Origin of the sequence: Klebsiella sp. 1SOBk10mer (assembly GCF_046602535.1) — a bacterium.
In the GTDB taxonomy this organism is placed as follows: domain Bacteria; phylum Pseudomonadota; class Gammaproteobacteria; order Enterobacterales; family Enterobacteriaceae; genus Klebsiella; species Klebsiella quasipneumoniae.
In genome coordinates this window covers 825623-849406 of sequence record NZ_JBKIUP010000002.1, presented here as the reverse complement: position 1 = coordinate 849406, position 23784 = coordinate 825623, and the positions used below count along the sequence as shown (strand labels likewise).

Annotated in this window: 25 protein-coding genes; 14 read left to right on the top strand and 11 right to left on the bottom strand. The window is 56.8% G+C overall.

From position 1 onward, the window contains the following. The first annotated feature begins 23 nt into the window (after nt 1-23). The gene (gene lpcA / locus ACLH1I_RS09805) at nt 24-605 is read left to right on the top strand and encodes a D-sedoheptulose 7-phosphate isomerase (RefSeq protein ID WP_004145825.1); all 582 of its coding nucleotides are present in this window, start codon (nt 24-26) and stop codon (nt 603-605) included. A gap of 74 nt (nt 606-679) precedes the next feature. After that, nucleotides 680-1447, top strand: a complete 768-nt coding sequence (locus ACLH1I_RS09800; protein WP_004204630.1) for a class II glutamine amidotransferase — start codon at nt 680-682, stop codon at nt 1445-1447. Here ACLH1I_RS09800 and dpaA read toward each other — a convergent pair. Further along, on the bottom strand, nt 1418-2158 hold the full coding sequence (gene dpaA / locus ACLH1I_RS09795; protein ID WP_032455591.1) for a peptidoglycan meso-diaminopimelic acid protein amidase: 741 nt from the start codon (nt 2156-2158) through the stop codon (nt 1418-1420). The two genes, ACLH1I_RS09800 and dpaA, sit on opposite strands and share 30 nt — an antisense overlap. Before the next feature lie 411 nt (nt 2159-2569). Between dpaA and ACLH1I_RS09790 the strand changes: the two genes are divergently transcribed. Genes ACLH1I_RS09790 through nqrM form a run of 7 tightly spaced genes read left to right on the top strand, consistent with a single transcriptional unit; the run spans nt 2570 to nt 8630 of the window. Beyond that, on the top strand, nt 2570-3913 hold the full coding sequence (locus ACLH1I_RS09790) for a Na(+)-translocating NADH-quinone reductase subunit A (RefSeq protein ID WP_048323069.1): 1344 nt from the start codon (nt 2570-2572) through the stop codon (nt 3911-3913). A 3-nt stretch (nt 3914-3916) separates the two neighbouring features. After that, nucleotides 3917-5155: an NADH:ubiquinone reductase (Na(+)-transporting) subunit B gene (locus ACLH1I_RS09785; RefSeq protein ID WP_198079539.1), complete on the top strand. Its 1239-nt coding sequence runs from the start codon at nt 3917-3919 to the stop codon at nt 5153-5155. Further along, nucleotides 5148-5942, top strand: coding sequence for a Na(+)-translocating NADH-quinone reductase subunit C (locus tag ACLH1I_RS09780; RefSeq protein ID WP_198079540.1), 795 nt, complete (start codon nt 5148-5150; stop codon nt 5940-5942). The genes ACLH1I_RS09785 and ACLH1I_RS09780 overlap by 8 nt, the downstream gene beginning before the upstream one ends. Beyond that, nucleotides 5935-6573 carry an NADH:ubiquinone reductase (Na(+)-transporting) subunit D gene (locus ACLH1I_RS09775; protein ID WP_002889716.1) on the top strand — a complete coding sequence of 213 codons (639 nt, stop codon included), beginning with the start codon at nt 5935-5937 and terminating at the stop codon, nt 6571-6573. The genes ACLH1I_RS09780 and ACLH1I_RS09775 overlap by 8 nt, the downstream gene beginning before the upstream one ends. A 6-nt stretch (nt 6574-6579) precedes the next feature. Continuing rightward, a complete protein-coding gene (gene nqrE / locus ACLH1I_RS09770; RefSeq protein WP_004177335.1) occupies nt 6580-7176 on the top strand; it encodes an NADH:ubiquinone reductase (Na(+)-transporting) subunit E in 597 nt (198 codons plus the stop codon). A gap of 12 nt (nt 7177-7188) precedes the next feature. Then, complete coding sequence (gene nqrF / locus ACLH1I_RS09765; protein ID WP_004204637.1) at nt 7189-8412, top strand: NADH:ubiquinone reductase (Na(+)-transporting) subunit F; 1224 nt, start codon at nt 7189-7191, stop codon at nt 8410-8412. A gap of 2 nt (nt 8413-8414) precedes the next feature. Continuing rightward, a complete protein-coding gene (gene nqrM / locus ACLH1I_RS09760) occupies nt 8415-8630 on the top strand; it encodes a (Na+)-NQR maturation NqrM (RefSeq protein ID WP_004204638.1) in 216 nt (71 codons plus the stop codon). A gap of 236 nt (nt 8631-8866) precedes the next feature. Here nqrM and ACLH1I_RS09755 read toward each other — a convergent pair whose 3' ends face one another. Next, a complete protein-coding gene (locus tag ACLH1I_RS09755) occupies nt 8867-9727 on the bottom strand; it encodes a glycerophosphodiester phosphodiesterase family protein (RefSeq protein WP_198079542.1) in 861 nt (286 codons plus the stop codon). Between the two features lie 159 nt (nt 9728-9886). Between ACLH1I_RS09755 and dinB the strand changes: the two genes are divergently transcribed. Both dinB and ACLH1I_RS09745 read left to right on the top strand, forming a co-directional pair. Beyond that, nucleotides 9887-10942, top strand: coding sequence for a DNA polymerase IV (gene dinB, locus ACLH1I_RS09750; protein WP_004204641.1), 1056 nt, complete (start codon nt 9887-9889; stop codon nt 10940-10942). A gap of 2 nt (nt 10943-10944) precedes the next feature. Further along, nucleotides 10945-11391: a GNAT family N-acetyltransferase gene (locus ACLH1I_RS09745; RefSeq protein WP_023319792.1), complete on the top strand. Its 447-nt coding sequence runs from the start codon at nt 10945-10947 to the stop codon at nt 11389-11391. A 48-nt stretch (nt 11392-11439) separates the two neighbouring features. On the opposite strand, the gene pepD is transcribed toward ACLH1I_RS09745, so the two are convergent. Beyond that, on the bottom strand, nt 11440-12897 hold the full coding sequence (gene pepD, locus ACLH1I_RS09740; RefSeq protein WP_004204643.1) for a cytosol nonspecific dipeptidase: 1458 nt from the start codon (nt 12895-12897) through the stop codon (nt 11440-11442). A gap of 257 nt (nt 12898-13154) precedes the next feature. Between pepD and gpt the strand changes: the two genes are divergently transcribed. The 3 genes from gpt (at nt 13155) to crl (ending at nt 15419) form a co-directional block, all read left to right on the top strand. Then, nucleotides 13155-13613: a xanthine phosphoribosyltransferase gene (gene gpt, locus ACLH1I_RS09735; protein ID WP_002889733.1), complete on the top strand. Its 459-nt coding sequence runs from the start codon at nt 13155-13157 to the stop codon at nt 13611-13613. Nucleotides 13614-13718: 105 nt separating this feature from the next. Further along, the gene (gene frsA / locus ACLH1I_RS09730; protein WP_004204644.1) at nt 13719-14963 is read left to right on the top strand and encodes an esterase FrsA; all 1245 of its coding nucleotides are present in this window, start codon (nt 13719-13721) and stop codon (nt 14961-14963) included. 57 nt (nt 14964-15020) lie between these two features. Next, complete coding sequence (crl, locus tag ACLH1I_RS09725; RefSeq protein ID WP_002889793.1) at nt 15021-15419, top strand: sigma factor-binding protein Crl; 399 nt, start codon at nt 15021-15023, stop codon at nt 15417-15419. Between the two features lie 82 nt (nt 15420-15501). Here crl and ACLH1I_RS09720 read toward each other — a convergent pair whose 3' ends face one another. From ACLH1I_RS09720 to ACLH1I_RS09685, 8 genes are read right to left on the bottom strand one after another with little or no spacing between them, the layout of a single operon-like run. Beyond that, nucleotides 15502-16023, bottom strand: a complete 522-nt coding sequence (locus tag ACLH1I_RS09720; RefSeq protein ID WP_004204645.1) for a serine acetyltransferase — start codon at nt 16021-16023, stop codon at nt 15502-15504. An 11-nt stretch (nt 16024-16034) separates the two neighbouring features. After that, nucleotides 16035-17450, bottom strand: a complete 1416-nt coding sequence (locus ACLH1I_RS09715; protein ID WP_048326252.1) for a DUF4832 domain-containing protein — start codon at nt 17448-17450, stop codon at nt 16035-16037. A gap of 7 nt (nt 17451-17457) precedes the next feature. Then, nucleotides 17458-17871, bottom strand: coding sequence for a hypothetical protein (locus ACLH1I_RS09710; protein WP_023319795.1), 414 nt, complete (start codon nt 17869-17871; stop codon nt 17458-17460). Nucleotides 17872-17882: 11 nt separating this feature from the next. After that, nucleotides 17883-18983, bottom strand: coding sequence for a glycosyltransferase family 4 protein (locus ACLH1I_RS09705; RefSeq protein WP_043521483.1), 1101 nt, complete (start codon nt 18981-18983; stop codon nt 17883-17885). Further along, entirely contained in the window at nt 18980-20194 is a 1215-nt protein-coding gene (locus tag ACLH1I_RS09700; RefSeq protein ID WP_048294205.1) for a glycosyltransferase family 4 protein, read from the bottom strand. The genes ACLH1I_RS09705 and ACLH1I_RS09700 overlap by 4 nt, the downstream gene beginning before the upstream one ends. After that, the gene (locus ACLH1I_RS09695) at nt 20175-21200 is read right to left on the bottom strand and encodes a glycosyltransferase family 2 protein (RefSeq protein ID WP_004204650.1); all 1026 of its coding nucleotides are present in this window, start codon (nt 21198-21200) and stop codon (nt 20175-20177) included. The genes ACLH1I_RS09700 and ACLH1I_RS09695 overlap by 20 nt, the downstream gene beginning before the upstream one ends. Continuing rightward, the gene (locus ACLH1I_RS09690) at nt 21193-22575 is read right to left on the bottom strand and encodes a hypothetical protein (protein WP_023319798.1); all 1383 of its coding nucleotides are present in this window, start codon (nt 22573-22575) and stop codon (nt 21193-21195) included. The genes ACLH1I_RS09695 and ACLH1I_RS09690 overlap by 8 nt, the downstream gene beginning before the upstream one ends. Further along, complete coding sequence (locus ACLH1I_RS09685; protein ID WP_048323077.1) at nt 22566-23783, bottom strand: lipopolysaccharide biosynthesis protein; 1218 nt, start codon at nt 23781-23783, stop codon at nt 22566-22568. Before ACLH1I_RS09685 ends, ACLH1I_RS09690 begins: the two co-directional genes overlap by 10 nt. Nucleotide 23784 lies beyond the last annotated feature (1 nt).

Below are 23784 nucleotides of genomic sequence, written 5' to 3'. Positions count from 1 at the left end.
ACTCATACTGAAGGATTATCCTCATGTACCAGGATCTTATTCGTAACGAACTGAACGAAGCCGCGGAAACGCTGGCTAACTTTCTGCAGGACGAAGCCAATATCCATGCTATCCAGCGTGCCGCTGTCCTGCTGGCGGATAGCTTTAAGGCGGGTGGTAAAGTGCTGTCCTGCGGTAACGGCGGTTCCCATTGCGATGCGATGCATTTTGCGGAAGAGCTGACCGGACGTTATCGCGAAAACCGCCCGGGTTATCCGGCCATTGCGATCTCCGACGTCAGCCATCTCTCCTGCGTGAGCAATGATTTTGGCTATGAGTATGTATTCTCCCGCTACGTTGAATCCGTCGGCCGCGCGGGCGATGTGCTGCTTGGCATCTCCACCTCCGGCAACTCCGGCAACGTTATCAAGGCCATTGAAGCCGCCCGGGCGCAGGGGATGAAAGTGATCACCCTGACCGGTAAAGACGGCGGTAAAATGGCCGGTAGCGCCGATGTTGAAATTCGCGTGCCGCACTTTGGCTACGCCGACCGCATTCAGGAGATCCACATCAAAGTGATCCATATCCTGATTATGCTGATCGAAAAAGAGATGGCGAAAGGCTAACAGGCAGGTGAGTGTGTACTGTTGACGGCGGCCTCGCTTTGGCGCCGTCGTGATTTGTGATGGTGAGGTGATCTATGTGCGAACTGCTCGGGATGAGCGCCAATGTGCCAACAGATATCTGTTTTAGCTTTACCGGGCTGGTACAGCGCGGAGGCGGGACGGGGCCGCATAAAGACGGCTGGGGCATCACCTTCTATGAAGGCAAAGGCTGTCGCACATTCAAAGATCCGCAGCCGAGCTTTCAGTCGCCGATCGCGAAACTGGTCCAGGATTACCCGATTAAGTCCTGTTCCGTCGTCGCGCATATCCGTCAGGCCAACCGCGGGATGGTGGCCCTGGAGAATACGCATCCGTTCACCCGCGAGCTGTGGGGGCGCAACTGGACCTACGCGCACAACGGGCAGCTCAAAGGCTATAAATCGCTGAAAACCGGCAATTTCCACCCGGTAGGTGAAACCGACAGTGAAAAGGCCTTCTGCTGGCTGCTGCACCGCTTAACCGAGCGCTACCCGCGTACGCCGGGCAATATGCTGGGCGTATTTAAGTATATCGCCACCCTGGCGGGGGAGCTGCGTGAGAAAGGGGTGTTCAACATGCTGCTGTCGGACGGACGCTATGTGATGGCGTTCTGCTCGACCAACCTGCACTGGATCACCCGGCGGGCGCCGTTCGGCGTGGCAAAACTGCTGGACCAGGATGTGGAGATCGACTTTCAACGCGAGACCACACCCAACGATGTGGTCACGGTTATCGCCACGCAGCCGCTGACGGCCAATGAGACCTGGCATAAGATCATGCCAGGCGAGTGGGCGTTATTTTGTCTCGGGGAGCGTATAGTTTGAGGCCAGCTGCGGCTGGACAACCTCGTGGCTGAGCGGCTTGCTCACCACATAGCGGCCGTCGGTCACTGATACGATCGGCGGTTTGTGGGTCTGCTGGAAATAATCATAGCCAGGCTTTAGCTGTTTCCAGAAATCCGCATAGTAGGAGTATTTGTGGCGTTCCATATTGGCGTTGGTCATGCGGAACGGATAGATACTCACCTGCACGCTTGGCTGACCGAAGACTAAGGCGCCGGTCACGAACTGGAAGATCTCATCGATCCCGCGGTCGGTCATGGCGTAGCAGCCGATAGAGACGCAGTCGCCGTGGATCATCAGGTATTTCCCTTCATAACCATGGGCGCGATCGTAGGCGTTCGGGAAGCCGATATTAATCGCTTTATAGAAGCGGCTGTCGGGTTTGAGCTGGCTGCGGGTGACGTTATAGAACCCTTCCGGGCTCTTGAAATCGCCCTGGCGCTGTTTCGGGCCCAGGCCACCGGAGTAGTTGCAGATCCGATAGCTGTCGAGGAGCTGGTAGGTCTCACCCATTTTGACGTAAAGGTCGAGCATGCGCTCTTCTTTAAAGATCTCAATGTAAACCGGTGAACCCATTAATTGCTGCTTATATTCTTTGCTAACCGGCGTCGTCGGGCTGTTGCTGCTGAGCAGCCCGGCAAATGACACGCACGGCAGCAGAAGCATCGCAATAAATAATGCGATTTTGCGCATACTGCTTGTTCCTTGATAAAACAAAATAGCCACATTGCCAGGACGGCAAGAGAGACCCGAAATCAGAGTTTTCTGGATTTAGAGCGCTCACATTAGCATCACGGCATTTTTTCGCAAGGGCGACGTGGCGGCGTTTACAATTCAGCCTCACTTTATACCCTGACGGCGACGAAAACACAGTGAGAACTTTGCGCAATAGCTCGCATTTTAGAAGCACTTATCGCCCCTTGCGCTACAGCCGCCGCTCACGAAATGTTACACTTGCGCCGGTTCATCACCAGAGTAAGAAAGGATGCTTCTCTTCCGTCCTGAGCGCTACTGGCGCCGTTTTGCCCTTTCTTCTCTACCATTCTGTCAATAAGCTGGCCCCGGCCTGCGTCGGGGTTGAGGTTACGGATACCTGCTAACGATATGATTAAAATCACGAAAGGGCTGGATTTGCCCATAGCTGGCATGCCATTACAGCAGATTTCTTCCGCGCCAGCGGTGAAGCGCGTCGCGCTACTCGGCGAAGAGTACGTCGGCATGCGTCCCGCCATGGCGGTCAAAGAAGGCGATCGGGTCAAAAAAGGTCAGATCCTGTTCGAAGATAAAAAGATCCCCGGCGTCTGCTTTACCGCCCCGGCGAGCGGGGTCGTCAGCGCGATCCACCGCGGTGAACGGCGCGTGTTGCAGTCGGTGGTGATTGATATCGAGGGCAATGACGCGGTGGCGTTTACCCGTTACGCCGCGGACGCGCTGGCTGAACTGCCGCGCGACACCGTGCAGCAGCAGCTGTTGGCGTCGGGCCTGTGGACGGCGCTGCGCACCCGGCCATTCAGTAAAACACCGCGCCCGGGCAGCGTGCCGGCTGCTATCTTTGTTAACGCCATGGATACCAATCCGCTGGCGGCGGAGCCGCAGCCGATTATTCTGGCCGAACGGGCCGCTTTCGACGCCGGCCTTACCGTGCTGACGCGTCTGACCGACGGGAAAGTCCACGTCAGCCAGCCCAGCGGCGGCAAGCTGGGCGGTCATCCAGCCGGCCAGGTCTGTTTTAACCAGTTCACCGGGCCGCACCCGGCGGGGCTGCCGGGAACGCATATTCACTTTCTGGAGCCGGTGAGCCTGAATAAGCAGGTCTGGCACCTCAATTATCAGGACGCGATCGCCATTGGTAAGCTTTTCCTTGAAGGTGAGTTGAACTGCGAGCGGGTGATTGCGCTCGGCGGCCCGCAGGTGAAGTCGCCGCGGCTGGTTAAAACGACGCTCGGCGCCAGCCTGGACGATCTGCTGGCTGGCGAGCTACAGGAGGGGGAAAACCGCGTCATTTCCGGCTCGGTACTTAGCGGTACCCGCGCCCACGGCCCCCACGCCTTCCTCGGGCGTTTCCATCTGCAGGTGAGCGTGGTTCGCGAAGGTCGGGAAAAAGAGCTGTTTGGCTGGGTGATGCCGGGCAAAGAGAAGTTCTCGATTACCCGCACTACGCTTGGCCATTTCTTCAAGCGCAAGCGCTTTCATTTCTCCACCGATACCCACGGCGGCGAGCGGGCGATGGTGCCGATCGGCAACTACGAACGGGTGATGCCGCTGGATATCCTGCCGACCATACTGCTGCGCGATCTGCTGGCCGGGGACACCGACAGCGCTCAGGCGCTGGGCTGTCTGGAGCTGGATGAAGAAGATCTGGCGCTCTGCACCTACGTCTGCCCCGGGAAGTATGAATATGGCCCGGCGCTGCGCAGCGTTTTAACCCGGATTGAGCAGGAAGGATAAGAGATGGGCTTAAAGCATCTGATTGAAAAACTTGAGCCGCATTTCACGCACGGCGGCAAGCTGGAAAAATATTACCCGCTGTATGAGGCGGCGGCGACCATCTTCTACACTCCAGGCCAGGTCACCCGCGGCGCGGCGCACGTGCGCGACGCCATCGACCTCAAGCGGATGATGATCCTCGTGTGGTTTGCCGTATTCCCGGCAATGTTCTGGGGCATGTACAACGTTGGGCTGCAGACCATTCCGGCGCTGCATAAGCTTTACGGCGCCGAACAGCTGCAGCAGGCGATCGCCAACAACTGGCACTACAGCGTCGCCCAGTGGTTAGGGGTGAGCTTCAGCGCCGACGCCGGCTGGCTGAGCATGATGACCTTAGGCGCGGTCTTCTTCCTGCCTATCTATATCACCGTCTTTATCGTCGGCGGCTTCTGGGAAGTGCTGTTCGCTATCGTGCGCAAACATGAGATCAACGAAGGCTTCTTTGTCACCTCGATTCTGTTTGCGCTGATCGTCCCGCCCACGCTGCCGCTATGGCAGGCGGCGCTGGGGATCTCCTTCGGGGTGGTGATCGCTAAGGAGATTTTCGGCGGCACCGGGCGCAACTTCCTCAACCCGGCGCTGGCGGGGCGCGCGTTCCTGTTCTTCGCCTATCCGGCGCAGATCTCCGGCGACCTGGTGTGGACGGCGGCGGACGGTTTCTCCGGCGCGACGCCGCTCTCCCAGTGGGCCAGCGGCGGCGGTGAAGCGCTGGTTAACGTCGCTACCGGCATCCCGGTGAGCTGGATGGACGCCTTCCTCGGCAATATTCCGGGCTCGATTGGCGAAGTTTCAACGCTGATGATCCTGATTGGCGGCGCGATCATCCTCTTTAGCCGCGTCGCGTCCTGGCGCATCGTCGCCGGGGTAATGATCGGCATGATCGCCACCGCCACCCTGTTTAACGTTATCGGCTCCGACACTAACCCGATGTTCGCTATGCCATGGTACTGGCATCTGGTACTCGGCGGCTTCGCTTTCGGCATGATGTTTATGGCGACGGACCCGGTATCCGCCTCATTTACTGATAAAGGGAAATGGAGTTACGGCGTGCTGATCGGCGTGATGTGCGTGCTGATCCGCGTGGTGAACCCGGTTTATCCGGAAGGGATGATGCTGGCGATCCTCTTCGCCAATCTCTTCGCACCGCTGTTCGATTACCTGGTGGTGCAGGCCAATATTAAGCGGAGGAAGTCGCGTGGCTGAGAAGAAAAGTAACGATAGCATCGGCAAAACGCTGCTGGTGGTGCTGGTGCTTTGTCTGGTCTGCTCCATTGTGGTAGCGGGCTCGGCCGTGGGGCTGAAATCCCGCCAGCAGGCGCAGCGGGCGCTGGATAAGCAGCGTAATATCCTGGCGGTGTCCGGCCTGATGCAGCCCGGCATGGATGCTGATGCGGTCGCCGACACCTTCGCGGCGCGCATTTCGCCGCGACTGGTGAATCTGGCGACCGGTGAGCTGCTGGAGAAAGACCCGTCAAAATTCAATCAGGCCCAGGCGCTGAAGGATCCGCAACAGAGTATGGCGCTGGACGCCAGCCAGGATCCGACCGGGATAAAACGCCGCAGCAACCTGGCGGAAATCTACCTGGTGCGTGACGCGCAGCAGAAGATTGAGCAGGTGGTGTTGCCCATTTATGGCAACGGCCTGTGGTCGATGATGTACGCCTTCGTAGCGCTGGATGTCGATGGCCGCACGGTGAAAGGCATTACCTACTATGACCAGGGGGAGACTCCGGGGCTGGGCGGCGAAGTGGAGAACCCGAACTGGCGCCAGCAGTTTGTCGGCAAGCAGGTGCTGGATGACAACGGCATGCCGGCGCTGAGAGTGGTCAAAGGCGGCGCGCGCGCTGGTGACCTGCATGCGGTTGATGGCTTATCGGGCGCCACGCTGACGTCAAATGGCGTACAGCACAGCTTCGATTTCTGGATGGGTGAACTGGGCTTTGGTCCGTTCCTGAAAAAGGTGCGTGAAGGAGGGCTGAACAATGGCTGAACAGAGCGATATGAAAGAGGTGAAGCGCGTGCTGGTGGGCCCGCTCATTGCCAATAACCCCATCGCCCTGCAGGTGCTGGGCGTCTGTTCCGCGCTGGCGGTCACCACTAAACTGGAAACCGCCTTCGTGATGACCATTGCGGTAACCCTGGTGACGGCGTTCTCCAGCATGTTTATCTCGATGATCCGCCACCACATTCCCAACAGCGTGCGCATCATCGTGCAGATGGCGATCATCGCCTCGCTGGTTATCGTGGTGGATCAGCTACTGCGGGCTTTCGCCTATGAGACTTCCAAGCAGCTGTCGGTATTCGTCGGGCTTATCATCACCAACTGCATCGTGATGGGCCGCGCCGAAGCTTACGCCATGAAGTCGCCGCCGCTGGCCAGCTTTATGGACGGTATCGGCAACGGTCTCGGCTACGGCGCGATCCTGATTATCGTCGGCTTCCTGCGCGAGCTTATCGGCAGCGGCAAGCTGTTCGGGATCACGGTGCTGGAGACGGTGCAGAACGGCGGCTGGTATCAGCCGAACGGCCTGTTCCTGCTGGCGCCGAGCGCGTTCTTCATTATCGGTTTACTGATTTGGGCCCTGCGTAGCTGGAAGCCTGAACAGCAGGAAAAGGAGTAATCGATGATGGCTCATTACATTAGCCTGTTTGTCCGCGCGGTGTTCGTTGAAAACATGGCGCTGGCCTTCTTCCTCGGGATGTGTACCTTCCTCGCGGTGTCGAAAAAGGTCTCCACCGCCTTCGGCCTCGGCGTTGCGGTGACGGTGGTGCTGGGTCTTGCCGTACCGATCAACAACCTGGTGTATAACCTGGTGCTGCGCGACGGCGCGCTGGTGGAAGGGGTGGACCTCAGCTTCCTGAACTTCATCACCTTTATCGGGGTGATCGCCGCGCTGGTGCAGATCCTCGAGATGATCCTCGATAAGTACTTCCCGGCGCTATACAACGCGCTGGGGATCTTCCTGCCGCTGATTGCAGTTAACTGCGCGATTTTTGGCGGTGTGTCGTTCATGGTGCAGCGTGATTACAACTTCCCGGAATCCATCGTCTACGGCTTCGGCTCCGGTATCGGCTGGATGCTGGCGATCGTGGCGATGGCGGGGATCCGCGAAAAGATGAAGTACGCCAATGTGCCTGCCGGCTTGCGCGGGTTAGGGATCACCTTTATCACCACCGGGTTGATGGCGCTGGGCTTTATGTCCTTCTCCGGCGTGCAGCTATAAGGGCGAATAAGTATGGAAATTATTCTTGGCGTCGTGATGTTCACGCTGATTGTGCTGGTGCTATCGGGGCTTATCCTGGCAGCGCGCTCAAAGCTGGTGAACGCAGGCGACGTGGTTATTGAGATCAATAACGAAGCGGATAAGCAGATCCGCACCCCGGCGGGGGATAAGCTGCTGAACACGCTGTCGAGCAACGGGATTTTTGTCTCCTCCGCCTGCGGCGGCGGCGGCTCCTGCGGCCAGTGTCGGGTGACTATCAAAGAGGGCGGCGGCGATATCCTGCCGACCGAGCTTTCGCATATTACCAAACGTGAAGCAAAAGCCGGCTGCCGTCTGGCTTGCCAGGTCGCGGTGAAGCAGAACATGAAGATTGAGCTACCGGAGGAAATCTTCGGTGTGAAAAAATGGGAGTGCGAAGTTATCTCCAATGATAACAAAGCCACTTTCATTAAAGAGCTCAAGCTGCGGATCCCGGAGGGGGAGGTGGTGCCGTTCCGCGCGGGGGGCTATATTCAGATCGAATGCCCGCCGCATAAAGTGGCCTATGCTGACTTCGATGTTCCGGATGAATACCGCTCGGACTGGGACAAGTTCAACCTGTTCCGCTACGTCTCTGAGGTGAAAGAGCCGACCCTGCGCGCCTACTCGATGGCTAACTATCCGGAAGAGAAGGGTATCATTATGCTCAACGTGCGCATTGCGACGCCGCCGCCGAAGGTGCCGGATGCCCCGCCGGGGATCATGTCGTCCTATATCTGGTCGCTGAAGCCGGGCGATAAGGTGACGATTTCCGGGCCGTTCGGCGAGTTCTTTGCCAAAGAAACCGACGCTGAGATGGTGTTTATCGGCGGCGGCGCCGGGATGGCGCCGATGCGTTCGCATATTTTCGACCAGCTCAAGCGCCTGCACAGCACACGCAAAATCAGCTTCTGGTACGGAGCGCGCTCGCTGCGCGAGATGTTCTACGATGATGAGTTTGAACAGCTGGCGCGGGATAACCCGAACTTTACCTTCCACGTCGCGCTCTCCGATCCGCTGCCGGAAGATAATTGGACGGGGCATACCGGCTTTATCCATAACGTTCTGTACGAGAACTATCTGCGCGATCACCCGGCGCCGGAAGACTGCGAGTTCTACATGTGCGGGCCGCCGGTAATGAATGCCGCGGTGATTAAGATGCTGAAGGATCTGGGCGTCGAGGACGAGAATATTCTGCTCGACGACTTTGGAGGCTGACGATGCTGACGGTGTTTGTCGCAACCTTTGTGATTTTTGCGTTGGTGATCCTCGGGATGTCGCTGGGCTACCTGGTGAAGCGCAAGAGCATTCAGGGCAGCTGCGGGGGGATCTCCTCGCTGGGGCTGGAGAAAGTCTGCGACTGTCCTGAGCCCTGCGACGCGCGTAAGAAACGTCTCGCCCGCGAGGCGCAGCGCCAGCAGCGGCGTATTTTGTAATCTTTGGCCATTTTGGCCCGGAGGCGCTGCGCTTACCGGGCCTGCTGCTTCGGTTTTGTAGGCCGGGTCAGGAGCAGCCGCCACCCGGCATAAAGCGGCTCCGTGCCCGGTGGCGCTGCGCTTGCCGGGTCTGCTGCTTCGGTTTTGTAGGCCGGGTAAGGCGCCAGCCGCCACCCGGCAACAACATGCCAGCAATGTGAGGCCGCTTTCGCGGCCTTTTTTCTCCCTTTGCGCCCTTACTGCCAGCTTTTCGCCTGCGCCGGGGAATCAACCATCACGCCGTCAGCGCCCAGCGCCTTCGCCGTGCGGTAATCTTCCGCACTGTTGATGCCGAAGAAGATAATGTGCGCTTTGCCCTGCGAGCGGAAGCAATCCATCGCCTCTTTATCCCAGGTGAGCGTCGCCGGGGAGATCCCTTCTCCAAAGGTGAATTTCTCCACCACCTCTACCTTGCGCTTCAGCTCCAGCCCATACCACTGTTCGCCTTCGCGCTGGCTGGCAGGTTGGCACTGATGGCTGAGCGAAATACTGGCGAGCCTGGTGCGGGTTTCGCTACGGGTGACGAAGCGGGGAATAGCCGGCGGCAGCGCGGCGATATAGCGGTCTTCGGTGGAATAGACCCGTACGCGATTGAGGCTGTGCGTGGCTTTTAACACCGCAAGCAGGCGCTCGCCCATCACGGTCGGGTCGGCATCAGGAGATTTAATGTCGATGTAGAAGAATGTGTGCGGCCATTGCTGCAAAACGGCTTGCAGCGTGGGAATGGTGGCCAGCTTGCCACGCCAGGGGTGGCTGTCATCACCCCATTTCCAGCCGGCATCGACTTTCGCCAGCTCGGCGGCGGTCAAACTGGAAACTTTGCCCTCGCTATTGGTCAATGCGGAAAGATCGCTTGACCGGTAGAGCACCGGCACGCCGTCGCGGCTTAACTGCACGGTGACCCAGATGGCCTCAGCGTTATTCTCCAGCGCCAGCTTGATCGCTGGCAGGGTATTTTCCGGCGCATCGCCGGTGCCGCCGCGGTGGGCAATCAGCTGTGGGGCTGCCCAGGCGCCGGCGGTGGCCAGCAGGCAAAGTGCGGTAAGTATTTTCTTCATGATTACACCTTCCAGATTCATTGGTTAACTTTATGAAAATAAACATAATTCATTGCATTTTTATGTTTTGACCGCTTTTTTAGCCGATGAAATAAAAAAAGCATCAAATTCGCAGCGAGTTTTGCTATGCTGTATGGGTATACAGTGTTGAGTCTGACGATGCGTAAAATTATCCATGTCGATATGGACTGTTTCTTTGCGGCGGTGGAGATGCGCGACAACCCGGCGTTGCGCGATATCCCCCTCGCAATAGGCGGCAGTCGGGTACAGCGTGGCGTGATTAGTACCGCGAACTATCCTGCGCGCAAGTTTGGCGTGCGCAGCGCTATGCCGACGGCGACAGCGCTCAAGCTGTGCCCGCATCTCACACTGCTTCCCGGCCGCTTCGATGCCTACAAAGAAGCCTCGAACCATATCCGCGAAATTTTCTCCCGCTACACCTCGCGCATTGAGCCGCTGTCGCTGGATGAAGCCTATCTTGACGTCAGCGACAGCGTGCATTGTCACGGGTCGGCCACCCTGATAGCCCAGGAGATCCGCGAAACCATTGAACGGGAGCTGCGCCTCACCGCCTCGGCGGGGGTCGCGCCGGTAAAGTTTCTTGCCAAAATCGCCTCTGACATGAATAAACCCAACGGCCAGTTCGTTATCGCTCCCCATCAGGTGGCTGAGTTTGTGCGGGCGCTGCCGCTGGCGAAAATACCCGGCGTCGGGAAGGTATCGGCAGCGAAGCTGGAAAATATGGGCCTGCGTACCTGTGGCGATGTGCAGAACAGCGATCTGGCCATGCTGCTTAAGCGCTTCGGTAAATTTGGCCGTATTTTGTGGGAGCGCAGCCACGGGATTGATGAGCGGGAAATCCATAACGACCGCCAGCGCAAGTCGGTGGGCGTGGAGCGCACCCTAGCGGAAGATATTCACGAATGGCCGGAGTGCGAAGCGATAATCGAAAACCTCTACCCGGAGCTGGAGCGCCGGCTGGCGAAGGTTAAACCGGACCTGCTGATCGCCCGTCAGGGGATTAAACTGAAATTCAATGACTTCCAGCTGACCACCCAGGAACACGTCTGGCCGCGGCTGAACAAAGCGGATCTGATTGCCACCGCGCACAAGGCCTGGGATGAGCGCCGTGGCGGACGTGGCGTGCGTCTGGTTGGGCTCCACGTAACGCTGCTCGATCCGCAGCTGGAAAGGCAGCTTTTATTAGGGATTTAACCATGCACATTCGCCCTTACCACGACAGCGATTTACCACTGCTCTGCCAGATCTTTCTGCGCGCGGTGCGGGAAACGGCCAGCCGGGACTATACCCCGGCGCAGATTGCGGCCTGGGCGCAGGTGGATGAGACGCGATGGCGGCAAAAGCTGGCTGATTCAATCGGGCTGGTGGCGGAAGTAGAGCATCAACCGGTTGGCTTTATCACCGCCATCGGGACGCATATCGATTTACTCTTCGTCTCGCCGGATCATGGCCGGCAGGGTATCGGCGGCGCGCTTATCGAGGCGCTCTGCGCTCAGTATCCTGCGCAAATCCTGACGGTGGACGCCAGCATTACGGCAAAACCCTGTTTTACAGCCCATGGCTTTAAGGTGGTGGCTGAGCAGCGGGTAGCGGCGCGCGGAGAGTGGTTTATTAACTACCGGATGGAAAGCGCGGGTCGCTAAGGTGAGGCGGGTGAAAAACCGGCGGCGGACTGCCGCCGGTGGTGGTGCTTATTTAGCCGGAATGGCTTTCAGCAGCTCGGTCAGCAGCGTCCAGTACTGGCCGACGCTTTCGATATGTACCTGCTCATCCGGAGAGTGCGGACCGGTAATGGTCGGCCCGATGGAGACCATGTCCATTTCCGGATACGGTTTTTTGAACAGGCCGCATTCCAGACCGGCGTGGATGATCTGGATGTTCGGCGTCTTGTTGAACAGACGCTGATAGGTCTCGCGCACCAGGTGCATCACCGGCGAATTGGCGTCCGGTTGCCAGCCAGGGTAAGCGCCTTTGGCTTCGGTTTTCGCCCCCGCCAGCTTACCCAGAGAATCCAGCATGCTGACCACGTAGTCTTTGCCGCTGTCGATCAGCGAGCGGATCAGGCAGTGGATCTGTACGTTGTCATCGGTCATGGTGACGACGCCGACGTTCAGCGAAGTTTCCACTACGCCTTTCGCCACGTCAGAGTTGCGGATAACCCCGTTCGGCGTGGCGTTCAGCAGACGGATGAAAGTGTCGCGGGAAGCCTGAGTCAGCGCCGCTTTGTCGTTATCGACCGCTTCCACGAGCACCACCAGGTTCTTCTCTTTGGCCTCCAGCTCGTTTTTCAGCAGCGCCTGGTAAGTATTCACCAGCGCTTTCAGCGCATCGGCTTTATCCGCGGCGACGGCGACAGTAGCGTAAGCTTCACGCGGGATGGCGTTGCGCAACGTGCCGCCGTTGAAATCGACCAGACGCAGATCCAGCTCATCGGCGTGGCCGGCGAGGAAGCGCGACAGCAGCTTGTTGGCGTTACCCAGACCAAGGTGAATATCACCGCCGGAGTGGCCGCCTTTCAGCCCTTTTAAGGTGACTTTAAAGCTCTGGAACCCGGCCGGAATCGCTTCGCGGGTCAGCGCCAGGTTAGAGGTGAAATCGATCCCGCCGGCGCAACCCATGTAGATTTCGCCTTCTTCTTCGGAGTCGGTGTTGATCAGGATATCGGCCTGCAGCCAGTTGGCCTGCAGACCGAAGGCACCGTCCATGCCGGCTTCTTCGGTCATGGTCAGCAGCACTTCCAGCGGGCCGTGAGCGACGCTGTCGTCGGCCAGTACCGCCAGTGCGGACGCCATCCCGATACCGTTGTCCGCGCCCAGCGTGGTGCCGCGCGCTTTCACCCATTCGCCGTCAATGTACGGCTGAATCGGATCTTTGGCGAAGTCGTGGACGGTGTCGTTATTTTTCTGCGGCACCATATCGAGGTGCGCCTGCAGCGCTACCGGCTTACGGTTTTCCATACCGGCAGTCGCGCCTTTACGAATCAGAATGTTGCCAACCTGGTCGCGTTCCGCGTGTAAGCCTTTTTCTTTTGCCCAACCCATAATGTGCTCGGCGAGCTGTTCTTCGTGATAGGACGGGTGCGGGATGGAGCAAATCTTGGCAAAAATATCCCAAAGCGGCTGCGGGGATAGTTGAGACAGTTCAGACACGGTAAGTCTCCTTACAGACTCCTGCATACAGCGGTTGCAGGACGAGGGTTAGCGTTAAAATACACAACAAGCCCGGGCTTGCGCGATGGGGTTGAGAATACCACTTTCCACCGCCGCAGGTAGTGTAAACAACGCAAAAAGCGTTGCGCAAACCGCTTAACACTGGTTTTTAGTGCGTCAGATCTCTATAATCTCGCGCAACCATTTTCCCCCTCGAACATTATTTAAGCCGTATTACACAGGCTGGGACACTTCACATGAGCGAAAAATACGTCGTCACCTGGGACATGTTGCAGATTCACGCCCGCAAACTGGCCAGCCGTCTGCTGCCGGTTGAGCAATGGAAAGGCATTATTGCCGTTAGCCGCGGCGGACTGGTACCGGGAGCGTTACTGGCGCGTGAACTGGGCATTCGTCATGTTGATACCGTATGCATCTCCAGCTACGACCATGATAACCAGCGCGAGCTGAAAGTGCTGAAACGTGCGGAAGGCGATGGTGAAGGCTTTATCGTTATCGACGATCTGGTGGATACCGGCGGGACCGCTGTGGCGATCCGCGAAATGTATCCCAAAGCGCACTTTGTCACCATTTTCGCCAAACCGGCAGGCCGTCCGCTGGTGGATGATTACGTGGTTGATATTCCGCAGGATACCTGGATTGAACAGCCGTGGGATATGGGCGTGGTGTTTGTACCGCCTATCGCAGGTCGTTAATTCTTCAGGACAGTGCTATTTACCACGCCCGGCTTGCCGGGCGTGGTTTTTTTTATCCTTTAGCAGGTTACAATATCCGTAGTGGCACTACGACGGAGACTGCACATGTCACAGGCTAACCTTAGCGAAACGCTGTTTAAACCTCGCTTCAAACATCCCGAAACCTCTACGCTGGTGCGCCGGTTTTCTGCCGGAAAACCCCAGGCGATGCAGTCAGCGCTGAGCGGCAATCACGTCGATCACTGGTACCGTCTGATCAATCGCTTAATGTGGATCTGGCGCGGCGTAACCCCGCAGGAGATCCTCGATGTCCAAGCGCGCATTGTGATGAGCGAGGCCGAACGAACCGATCCCGAGCTGTTCGATACCGTTATCGGCTATCGCGGCGGCAACTGGATTTTTGAGTGGGCGAAAGAAGCCATGCAGTGGCAGCAAAAGGCCGGGCAGGAAGCCGATCCTTTGCTGAGCGGCCGCCACTGGCTGCATGCTTCGAACCTGTACAGCATTGCTGCTTATCCGCATATCAAAGGCGATGAGCTGGCGGAACAGGCGCAGGCTTTAGCCAACCGGGCGTATGAAGAGGCCGCCCAGCGGCTGCCTGGCGCCCTGCGCGAGCTGGAGTTTACTATCCCTGGCGGCTCGCCGATAACCGGCTTTTTGCATATGCCGAAAGGCGAGGGGCCGTTTCCGACGGTGCTGATGTGCGGGGGGCTGGACTCGCTGCAGACCGATTATTACAACCTGTATGAAAACTACTTCTCACCGCTCGGCATTGCCATGCTGACCATTGATATGCCCTCCATCGGCTTCTCATCAAAATGGACGCTGAATCAGGACACCAGCCTGCTGCATCAGCACGCGCTGCGCCATCTGGAAAATGTGCCGTGGATTGACCATACCCGGGTCGCCGCCTTCGGCTTCCGCTTTGGCGCCAATATCGCGGTGCGTCTCGGTTACCTGGAGCCGCAGCGGCTGAAGGCCGTAGCCTGTCTGGGGCCGGTGGTCCACGGTCTGCTGGTGGATCCCCTGCATCAGGGGCGCGTGCCGGAGATGTACCTCGACGTGCTGGCCTCGCGGCTGGGCATGCATGACGCATCCGATGAAGCGCTGCGCGTGGAGCTCAATCGCTATTCGCTCAAAACCCAGGGACTGCTGGGGCGCCGTTGCCCGACGCCGATGCTCTCCGGCTTCTGGAAGGATGATCCGTTCAGCCCTGAAGAGGAGTCGCGGTTAATCACCTCGTCATCTGCCGATGGCAAACTGCTGGAGATCCCGTTTAACCCGGTGTATCGCAATTTTGATCACGCATTGCGACAGATCGCCCGCTGGATCAATCATAGATTTGGTTAATTTATTGCTAAATTCTATTGGTTTGGTAAAACAGTTGCATCACTAAAGGAGATCGCAATGACGTTACCGAGTGGACACCTGAAAAGTAAGTTGATCAAGAAATTCACGGCGCTAGGGCCTTACATTCGCGAAGAGCAGTGCCATGACAACCGTTTCTTTTTCGATTGCCTGGCAGTTTGCGTCAATGTTAAGCCCGCGCCGGAGAAGCGTGAATTCTGGGGCTGGTGGATGGAAATGGAAGCACAAGAGTCACGTTTCACCTATAGCTACCAGTTTGGTCTGTTCAATAAAGAAGGGTCATGGCAGGCGGTCGACATTGACGACCCGGAAGTGAGCGACAGACTGGAAAAAACGCTGCGCGAGTTTCACGAGCGCGCGGCAGCGCTGCTGACCACCTTTAATCTGAAGCTGGAACCGGCCGACGATTTCAGCGAGCCGGTTCGTCTGCGGGCGTAGGCTATACTCTGGTATCCGCTTCCTGTCCCGGGAAGCGGATGACTCCTCCGAACGTTACGTTGCTGTTACGGTTTACGTACCGTCATTCTTGCATTTCGCGATGAGATGACAACACCCTGAATGGCTGGCCGACCACTACCTGACCGGCGGCCAGATCTTTCGTCACCACGGTCCCCGCGCCAATTTTGACATTATCACCCAATGTTACCGGACCGATGACCACCACGTGGGCGCCGAATTCGACGTTATTGCCAATCACTGGGCTTGGTCCCTCGCGGCCTTCGCTATCCGTCAGGCTGCCAATGGTGGCTCCCTGACGCAGGATACAGTTTTCACCGATTACGGTACCTCGGTTGAGGACGATGCAGTGCGGGTGATACAGCTTCAGCCCATAGCCAATCCGCGTTTGCCAGGGTAGCTCGACGCAAAACAGGCATTCGTTAATCAGTTTATTGAGAATAACGAATGGAATGCCGAGAAGCTTGTAAAACGGATTTCGGCTGCGATACAGCGTCGCGAGGCGATAGAGTAGAATCGCGATTTTCGCCTTCATACTGCCGGTATGTTTGATCTCGCGGCGTACCTGACTGATGGCATTAGACATGAATTCTCCGTTTACTTAATGGAAAAGGTGGTCAGTTGATACCAGCCGTCGGCGGTTTTGCCTTGGTTGGCCAGCAGGAGCCGCGGCTTGCCCTGAGCATCGGTAATGGCTGTCTGCAGCGCGTAATCGCCGGCGGGCAGCGAGGTGGGTAGCGTCAGAGTGACAGTGCTTTGCATATCCCCCGGCAGCCAGCGGCGCACATCATCCTGCGTTTTTAACTGGGTAACCGTAGCGCCGGCAGCGTTGACCACGCGCCACTGTACCAGGTAGAGCAGATAGGCAGGGGCGACGCCATCATTACGCCAGGTGACATTGATCGTTAATGGATTACCTGCCTTAATCGGCGTCGCAAAGGCGAGCTTGTTGACCCGGAAACGGTAGCCGATTCGCAGCAAGGCTTTATCGACAATGTCGCGATATTCCGCCGGAATGGGTCGTGATTTCAGGTTCAAAGTGCTGGCGTGCTGCTGCAGCGCCCAGTCGAAGGTGGCCTGGACCTCTTCGCGAGTGTAGTGCTGCACGCTCTGCCATTCGCTCATGTAACCGCAGATCTCAAGGCTGACCGGCGCGCGTTTCCAGCTATCGACAAACCCCGGTGACTCAGCCTGGGCGGCGGCAAGGCGCTGTGGATAATCATCGCGCATATGGCTCCAGTCGCTGGAGAAGTTATGCCAGTCGCCCCAGCAGTCCGCCCGCCAGCCGGCGCCACGGCGGCTGGCCCATGCCAGCGAATCACCACCGCTAATCAGCATGACTTTCGGCGTTTTCGGGAAGCTATCGAAATGCATATCAACATAGCGATTGAGCTGATCCGGCGTGTATTTCTCCATTAACGGCGGAATATCGCTAAAGTTGGAATTGTGCCATTCGCCCCAGGATCCGACGATACCGATATCGATGAAGGCCAGCTCAGGATTGCCGTCGTAACGCTGACCAAGGGCTTTCAGCAGCCTCTGCGCATAGGTGATAAAAGTTGGATCGCTGAGATCCGGAACGAAGGTTTTGCCGTCGGCTACCCACTGGCCTTTGATCCCTTTGGCGATCAGCCAGTCGGGAATTTTCGATCCCGTTTGCGGATCGTCGAGCACCATCACCCTCAAACCAACGTTCATTGCTGGCTGATGGTTGGCGGCGACGCTAAAGGCGTTATCGATCAGATCGAAATTGTAGACCCCTTCCTGTGGCTCAAGCTCGCTCCAGTAGAAGCGATCGTACTCAAAACCGGTATCGGGGTACTCGGCTCGGGTCGGTTTTTCACCATAGCCATTATGAAAGCTGGCGACGCCGATGCCCGGATTGATCAACAGGCCATCGAAGGGGGGCGGCGTGATGACCATGGGTTGCGCACTCACGGACGCTGTCGAAAAAGCGCTGATCAGTAGCAGAGTGCGAATCCAGGGAGCTCTACGCAGAGATGATATCGCCATACTCATTTCACTTTGTCATGTGGTCATGAAGACTAACAAACCACGTCCAGATACCGACGTGGAAATTCTTAAACACATCAATGCCTAATGCTGATTTCAGCATATAGAGCGCCAGCAGGATCGACAGCAGGCCAAACACCACGCCAAGCGTAATCAGCAGGGTCGCGAAGATGCGCCCGAACAGGGTGCTCTCGCGCGAGACTTTGCGCAGATCCCGACCAAAAAGAAACACCACGAAATAGCGGCGATGCAGGAACGGAAAGCTATGGCGAAAATCGATTCGATGGCGCGATGCCAGATTGGCGCGAACCAGCGCCTGTTCGATTCCGCGTTTTTGCTCCGCGGTTAATGAGGTTTCCACCTCCTCGTCAAGCGCAGCATAGAAGCGCTCAACCACCAGTTCAGATGTAGATTTCGGCACGAGTACCCTGCTTACGTTAAGCGCTGATAGACTTGCGCGGTTTGTGCCGCAATTTCCGGCCAGCGGTACTTCGGCATAAACTGGCTGTAGTCCGCTTTTTGTCCCGCCACCCAGTGTTGCAGTTTTTGCGTCAATGCCGGAACGCTGCCGACGGGGAAGTAGTCCGCTGGCGGCAGGCCTATTTCAAGGTTGGCCGGAATGTCGCTCACCACCACTGGCAGCGACCACGACATGGCTTCCAGCAATGCGATTGGCAATCCTTCATGATAAGAGGGCAGCACGAATAGCCCGGCCTGCGAGAACAGCGTATGCAGCGGCGCGCCGCTGATAAAGCCGGTGAGGATGACGTTTGGCGTCGCAGCAGCCTGCTTTTTCAGGCGTTCGCTATATTCATCGGCGTGGTCGGCATCGCCAATCAGTACCAGCGGTACCGAACACCCGGCGGCGGCATAGGCGGCAACGAGATCGTGCAGCCCTTTCTCTTCGACAAAACGGGCGACGGCAACAATATACTGGCCCGGTTTTAGACCGTACTTATCGAGGATCGCCGCCTGCCGTTTAGCAGGCGGCAGTTCGACCTGGCGCACGCCGTTGTAGATAACATGGGCGTTATGTCGGCCGTGCTTGTGCTTAATCAGATTATTGATAACTTCGGAAATAACGATCACTTCATTGGCGTATTTCACCGCCCATTTTTCGCCAAGGCGCAGCATCTCTTTGGCCATCCGGCCCCATTTCTGTCGATCGTAATCTGGACCATGATGGGTAAAAACGACGCGTTTTCCCAGAAAGCGAAGCAACGGCACCACCAGACCGGGGCCGACGGCGTGAACGTGCACCACGTTCGATCCATCAAATAAAGTACTGAACGCCGCCAGCGTAGAATGGATAATGGCCTCGAATTTACGGCTTTTCGGCGCCCACAGGCTTTTGAGTTTGACGCCCTGATATTCGCTGCGGCGGTAATTCACATACGGCGAGCGGGCAATCACGCAGATGTCCGTGCTGCCCTGGCGATAGATTTCCGGGTATAAGTTCTGGCAATGGGTTTCGACGCCCCCCTGTACATCAGGGATCCCGCGAGTGCCTAACACCGTTACTTTGATAGTCATTTTGTCTCCCCGACAAGTTGCTGATAAAGCGCCTGCAGCACCTGCATGTGGCGGGCGAGATCATATTTTTCTTCCAGCCGCTGGCGGGCGTTAATTCCCATTCTGCGAGCCAGCTCAGGGTCTGCAGCCAGTTTGTCCATTAGTTGTGCCAGCGCGTCGCTATTGCCGGGTTCAACCAGATAGCCGTCGACGCCGTCACGAATCTGTTCCGGAATGCCGCCAATATTGCCGCCGATCACCGGGCGACCAAAAGCCATGGCTTCGAGCACCGACATAGAGCAGTTTTCATAATATTCGGAGGGGACGACCACCGCGCGGGCCCCACGTATGAGGTTATTCAGCTCCTCACCGTGTTTCATGTAGCCGAGGAATTGTGGCCCACTGAAACGCGTGCGCAGATCTTTGCCCAATGGGCCGTCGCCGACAATCTTCAGCGGCATCGTCTCCTGCATTTTCTGCTGTGCCTGCGCCAGCGTCGGCACGCCTTTTTCCCGACTCAGGCGGCCAATATAGAGAAAATAGTCGCCCGCAGTTTCGCCGGGCACGGTGCTATTGGCATCAATACCGTTGACGATCACTTCAATGCGGGCGTCGGGCAGCTTACGCAGCAGAGTCTGGCGCATAAATTCGCTTGGGGCGATGATACAGTCGAGCATGGCGTAATTTTTGGCGAACTTCTGCCAGTAGGCTTCCAACGATAGCAGCAGACTTTTGAAAGTATCGCCCTGCTGGCAGCGGTGACGAAAAGCGTTGATCACTGACCCGGTAAGGCACTCTTCACAGACATGACCATCGCGCAGCATGGTGTACGAAGGACAGACGATTTTGTAATCGTGGGCGGTGAGTACCGTTTTGCAGCCAAAACGTTTCGCCACGCCGATAACGGCAGGCGTAAGCTGGTGATAGATATTATGAAAATGCACAATGTCCGGCCGCTCTCGCAGCAATAGGGTGTTGAGCTTTGCGCAGGCCTCGGCATTATAAATAAAGTCTACTCCGGCTTTGATTTTGCTCATCAGGCCGTGACTGTCGTGATAATCGACGTTATGGACGAAAAATTCCTCCCACGGCGACGGTTTATTTTCTGCGTGCTGCATACTGAAGTCGACCACCTGGTAGCCGGCTTGCAGCATCGCGTCGCGCTCCTGAAAATAAACGGTTTCCGCGCCGCCTTTGATAAAGAAGAATTTGTTAACGAAGAGAATTTTCATTTTCAGTATCAATATGCTGTGGATTCGAGACGGTCACCGCCGGGCGTTTCATCGGATCGCGCACTGAATTCATCACCCCGCGCAGCAGCCCCGCAGAAAATAGCGATAAGTTAATGGCGCTCTGCACGCCATCGCGCAGCGATTTATTTTTAATGGCCTTCAGGCCGATAAACGCCAGCAGCGGCAGCAAAGCAATGGCGATGACTTTGCCGTTAAAGGTGAGCAGGCAGACCAGTAAAACCAGAAGATAGAGAGTGAAGATCAGTTCATTACGCACAATCCGCAGCGCTGCCGGGAAATGGGCTTTCCCCCAGCAGTTACGCAGCAATTCGCCCGGAGCCCACAGGAAACCGTTCTTCCAGCGGTAGGCCAGCATTTTGAAGGTCGGCATGGTGTAAGAGGCGTGGCTGAAGTAGGGCGCCGCCAGGCGATGCAGCTTGTAACCCGCCGCCTGCAAACGAATTCCCAGCTCCGCTTCTTCGTAGCCGTGCAGGTTGAGATTGGTCAGGTAGCCGATTTTCTCGATCGCTTCTCGGCGATACAGGCCGCCGCCGCCCAGATGGTCGGTATCGCCTTGCGGATAGATCAGATGCAGGCGCTGCTTGCGCGATTTGAACTCGTAGTTAGAGGCATCATCCATCTCGACGCTGCCGGCGACGCCCGCGTACTCGGGATGTGTCTCCAGAAATCCGACCGCGGTATCCAGAAAGCCCGGTTCCAGCTCCATATCGCCATCCAGCAGCAGCAGATAATCGCCTTCACTATACAGCCAGCCCAGTTGGTGGCCGATACCGCAGCAGCGGTCGGCGGCGTTATCCAGGCATACCACCATCGCGCCTTTCGCGATAGCCAGTTCGCGGGTGTTATCCGTTGATAAACTGTCGGCGACGATAATTTGATGCGGATACGGTTGCAGCTGTTTGCGCACGCTATCGATCGTTTTCTCGATGCCCTGCGCTTCGTTCAGAGTCTTGATGCTGACGGTAATGGATGGCGTTTTATTCATAGTGGGTACCGGAGTTAAGACGGACAGCGCGGTGGATGACAATCAGCGCCCCAAGGGATAACCATAATAAAAACTGTAGCATGGGAATGATCATCAGGATCTGGCTGTACGGCAGGCTGAGAAGGCAGCCAATGACGAAGACATAGAATGCCGGGGCTGAGCTAAGCAGCTGGAGATCCTCAAGCTTAAGATCGTGGCGCGAAAAGGTCTCTTTAGGCCGCATCGCGACCAGTATTGAGACGATGGTGCCAATGAACAGAATGATGCCGATAATCCCCACTTCCCACAGCAGCATGCTTAGGGCGGTGGAGTCGAGGATCAGGTGATACCAGACGCCGATATAGCCCGGCGAGACGGTGCTGCCGCTGTTGGTGGCGTTAAGGCCGTAACCAAACAGCATGCCGCCCGGGCCGAATAGTTCGTTATGCTGCAGCCAGAAGAAAAGGGTGGTGAACCGTCCCAGCTCGCCGCTTGGCATAATGTAGTTGGTATCGAAAATGTATCCTAGCGAATCGATAAACACCGACAGCGCGCTTTTCGTCGGGTCGCCGCCGAAGGCCGCTGAGTAGTTTGAGGCCAGCACGGTGATAGCGACAAAAATCAACAGCGCCATGCCGGCGGCGATGATCAATAGCGATCGCAGGCTGACTTTACTCACGCCGCTGACGTAGCCGGGCAGGATCCACAGCAGAGCCAGCAGGAACGGTGACAACAGGATGACGAATTTCACTTCGCCGACCACGCAAAGGAAGAACCCGAGTGCGATGTGAATCACCAGCGATTTTAATGAACAGATGCCGTGCTTAAATTCCGACACTTTCAGCAGCATGATTAACAGGCAGAACATGCCCATCGCTGCGGTGTTGCCACCGCCCATCGGATCACCGCCAAAAGTGCCGACCACCGAGTCCCACTTCTCATCTTCGCCGCGAAACGCCACTCGTTTAGGCACGACGAAAATCACCTGATAAATAGCGACCGGGATCTGCACGTAGTAAATCCAGTAGAAAAGCCGGGTCAAACGGTACAGCTGTGATTCGCTAAACATGCCCAGCAGCATGCAGAACATTAACAGCGATAGCGCCAGCTCGTTTTTAAAGCCGACGATGGCGGTCACGATCCCTGACTGCAGCACCGTTGAAACCAGTCCGAGAAGGATAAAGGTGAGATATAGCGCCAGAATCAGCTTTTCACGTCCTGTGAGGACCAGGGGGTGCTGTCGGCTCTGCATCAGGAGCAGTACCGCCATCACCAGTACCAGAAAAAATGGCAGCCACAGCACAGCCGAGATACCGGTGAAATACTGGACCGTACCGCAGAACACCAGCGTCATCAGGGCATAGGCTTCAAGATAGCGGCCGGTGTTTAGCTGCATATTTTCTGCTCCTGTAAAGAAAGCGTTTTCGCCCGCTGATTCATTTTTAGCAAAATGAATAAGTACCGCGCGAAGGTCAGGAACGAGAACGTCAACAGGGCGATTTCATAAGTGACGCCAAAGTACGGCAAGGCGATAAAGGCGATGACGATAATGAGTAACTGCTCAATCTGAATGCGCAGGAAATAGCGGCGGGAACCAAAGATCAGTTCGATCACCGTGAGCGGGCTGACCGCCAGCGCAGCGAACAGATAAGGTAGCATGTAGCGCGAGGTGGGAATCGAATTCAGCCACTCCTCACTAAAGCCAAGGCGCATTACCAGCGGATAGAAAATCCAGATGCCAAGGATGCATACCGCGGCGGCGCCCAGCAGCAGCAGGCGAACCTTTTTATATTCCGGATAGTTAAAGGTGTGGTTGCGGAAATCCATCGACCATTTAGAGAAGATGGAGTTACGCACAGCGTTGCCGATAATCATCACCGGCGACAGGCAGAAACGGCTGACCACCGAAAAGTATCCGGCGACCAGCGGCGAGAACCAGACGTTAATCAGCATTGTCGGCAGATTATTACTGGCCATCGCCAGCACCTCGGCGCTGCCGACGCGGCTGATATGCTGCCAGTGCTCGCGTATAAAACGCAGATTCACTGCAGGTGAAAAGTGGTGCAACGTTAAGCTGCGAAAGTTGAACAGGCGAACCAGGCAGGCGACCAGCAGCAGCAGGATCCCGACCATCCACGCCAGATAAAACAGCGTAGGGTTCGGCATCACCAGCAGCGCGATGGCGACCACCAGCGACACCGCAATGCGCTGGAAGGTGAGGAAAGGATAGTTGCCGCCGCGCAGGGAAAGGTTTTCCGCCACCAGAACCAGCGCATAGCCAAAGGTGAGCAAATAGAGAAAGGCGATATTGAGGTCAAAAATGAGCCCGGTAATCACCGCCCACGGGATCGCCATCAGCAAGCTTTGCAGCAGGCAAAATACCACGTTTTGCTCCAGTTCATGATCCTCCTGGCGAGGAATCAATAGCTGCGAAGCAAAGGTACAGACCTGTGCGCCGATCAGCACATTGCTATAGATCATCGCGTAATGACCGACTTCCGCCATTCCATAACGATGCGAGATAAGCCAGACCGAAAAGGCGCCAATCAGCTGCGAAAGCACTGATGAGCTGGCGATGGATGAAATACTCTTAATCAGATTCATA

Excerpts from the sequence above, each read along its gene's own strand:
- lpcA (WP_004145825.1), top strand. The coding sequence starts at position 24 with ATGTACCAGGATCTTATTCGTAACGAACTGAACGAAGCCGCGGAAACG.
- ACLH1I_RS09800 (WP_004204630.1), top strand. The coding sequence starts at position 680 with ATGTGCGAACTGCTCGGGATGAGCGCCAATGTGCCAACAGATATCTGT.
- dpaA (WP_032455591.1), bottom strand. The coding sequence starts at position 2,158 with ATGCGCAAAATCGCATTATTTATTGCGATGCTTCTGCTGCCGTGCGTG.
- ACLH1I_RS09790 (WP_048323069.1), top strand. The coding sequence starts at position 2,570 with ATGATTAAAATCACGAAAGGGCTGGATTTGCCCATAGCTGGCATGCCA.
- ACLH1I_RS09785 (WP_198079539.1), top strand. The coding sequence starts at position 3,917 with ATGGGCTTAAAGCATCTGATTGAAAAACTTGAGCCGCATTTCACGCAC.
- ACLH1I_RS09775 (WP_002889716.1), top strand. The coding sequence starts at position 5,935 with ATGGCTGAACAGAGCGATATGAAAGAGGTGAAGCGCGTGCTGGTGGGC.
- nqrE (WP_004177335.1), top strand. The coding sequence starts at position 6,580 with ATGGCTCATTACATTAGCCTGTTTGTCCGCGCGGTGTTCGTTGAAAAC.
- nqrF (WP_004204637.1), top strand. The coding sequence starts at position 7,189 with ATGGAAATTATTCTTGGCGTCGTGATGTTCACGCTGATTGTGCTGGTG.
- nqrM (WP_004204638.1), top strand. The coding sequence starts at position 8,415 with ATGCTGACGGTGTTTGTCGCAACCTTTGTGATTTTTGCGTTGGTGATC.
- ACLH1I_RS09755 (WP_198079542.1), bottom strand. The coding sequence starts at position 9,727 with ATGAAGAAAATACTTACCGCACTTTGCCTGCTGGCCACCGCCGGCGCC.
- dinB (WP_004204641.1), top strand. The coding sequence starts at position 9,887 with ATGCGTAAAATTATCCATGTCGATATGGACTGTTTCTTTGCGGCGGTG.
- ACLH1I_RS09745 (WP_023319792.1), top strand. The coding sequence starts at position 10,945 with ATGCACATTCGCCCTTACCACGACAGCGATTTACCACTGCTCTGCCAG.
- gpt (WP_002889733.1), top strand. The coding sequence starts at position 13,155 with ATGAGCGAAAAATACGTCGTCACCTGGGACATGTTGCAGATTCACGCC.
- frsA (WP_004204644.1), top strand. The coding sequence starts at position 13,719 with ATGTCACAGGCTAACCTTAGCGAAACGCTGTTTAAACCTCGCTTCAAA.
- crl (WP_002889793.1), top strand. The coding sequence starts at position 15,021 with ATGACGTTACCGAGTGGACACCTGAAAAGTAAGTTGATCAAGAAATTC.
- ACLH1I_RS09720 (WP_004204645.1), bottom strand. The coding sequence starts at position 16,023 with ATGTCTAATGCCATCAGTCAGGTACGCCGCGAGATCAAACATACCGGC.
- ACLH1I_RS09715 (WP_048326252.1), bottom strand. The coding sequence starts at position 17,450 with ATGGCGATATCATCTCTGCGTAGAGCTCCCTGGATTCGCACTCTGCTA.
- ACLH1I_RS09705 (WP_043521483.1), bottom strand. The coding sequence starts at position 18,983 with ATGACTATCAAAGTAACGGTGTTAGGCACTCGCGGGATCCCTGATGTA.
- ACLH1I_RS09700 (WP_048294205.1), bottom strand. The coding sequence starts at position 20,194 with ATGAAAATTCTCTTCGTTAACAAATTCTTCTTTATCAAAGGCGGCGCG.
- ACLH1I_RS09695 (WP_004204650.1), bottom strand. The coding sequence starts at position 21,200 with ATGAATAAAACGCCATCCATTACCGTCAGCATCAAGACTCTGAACGAA.
- ACLH1I_RS09690 (WP_023319798.1), bottom strand. The coding sequence starts at position 22,575 with ATGCAGCTAAACACCGGCCGCTATCTTGAAGCCTATGCCCTGATGACG.
- ACLH1I_RS09685 (WP_048323077.1), bottom strand. The coding sequence starts at position 23,783 with ATGAATCTGATTAAGAGTATTTCATCCATCGCCAGCTCATCAGTGCTT.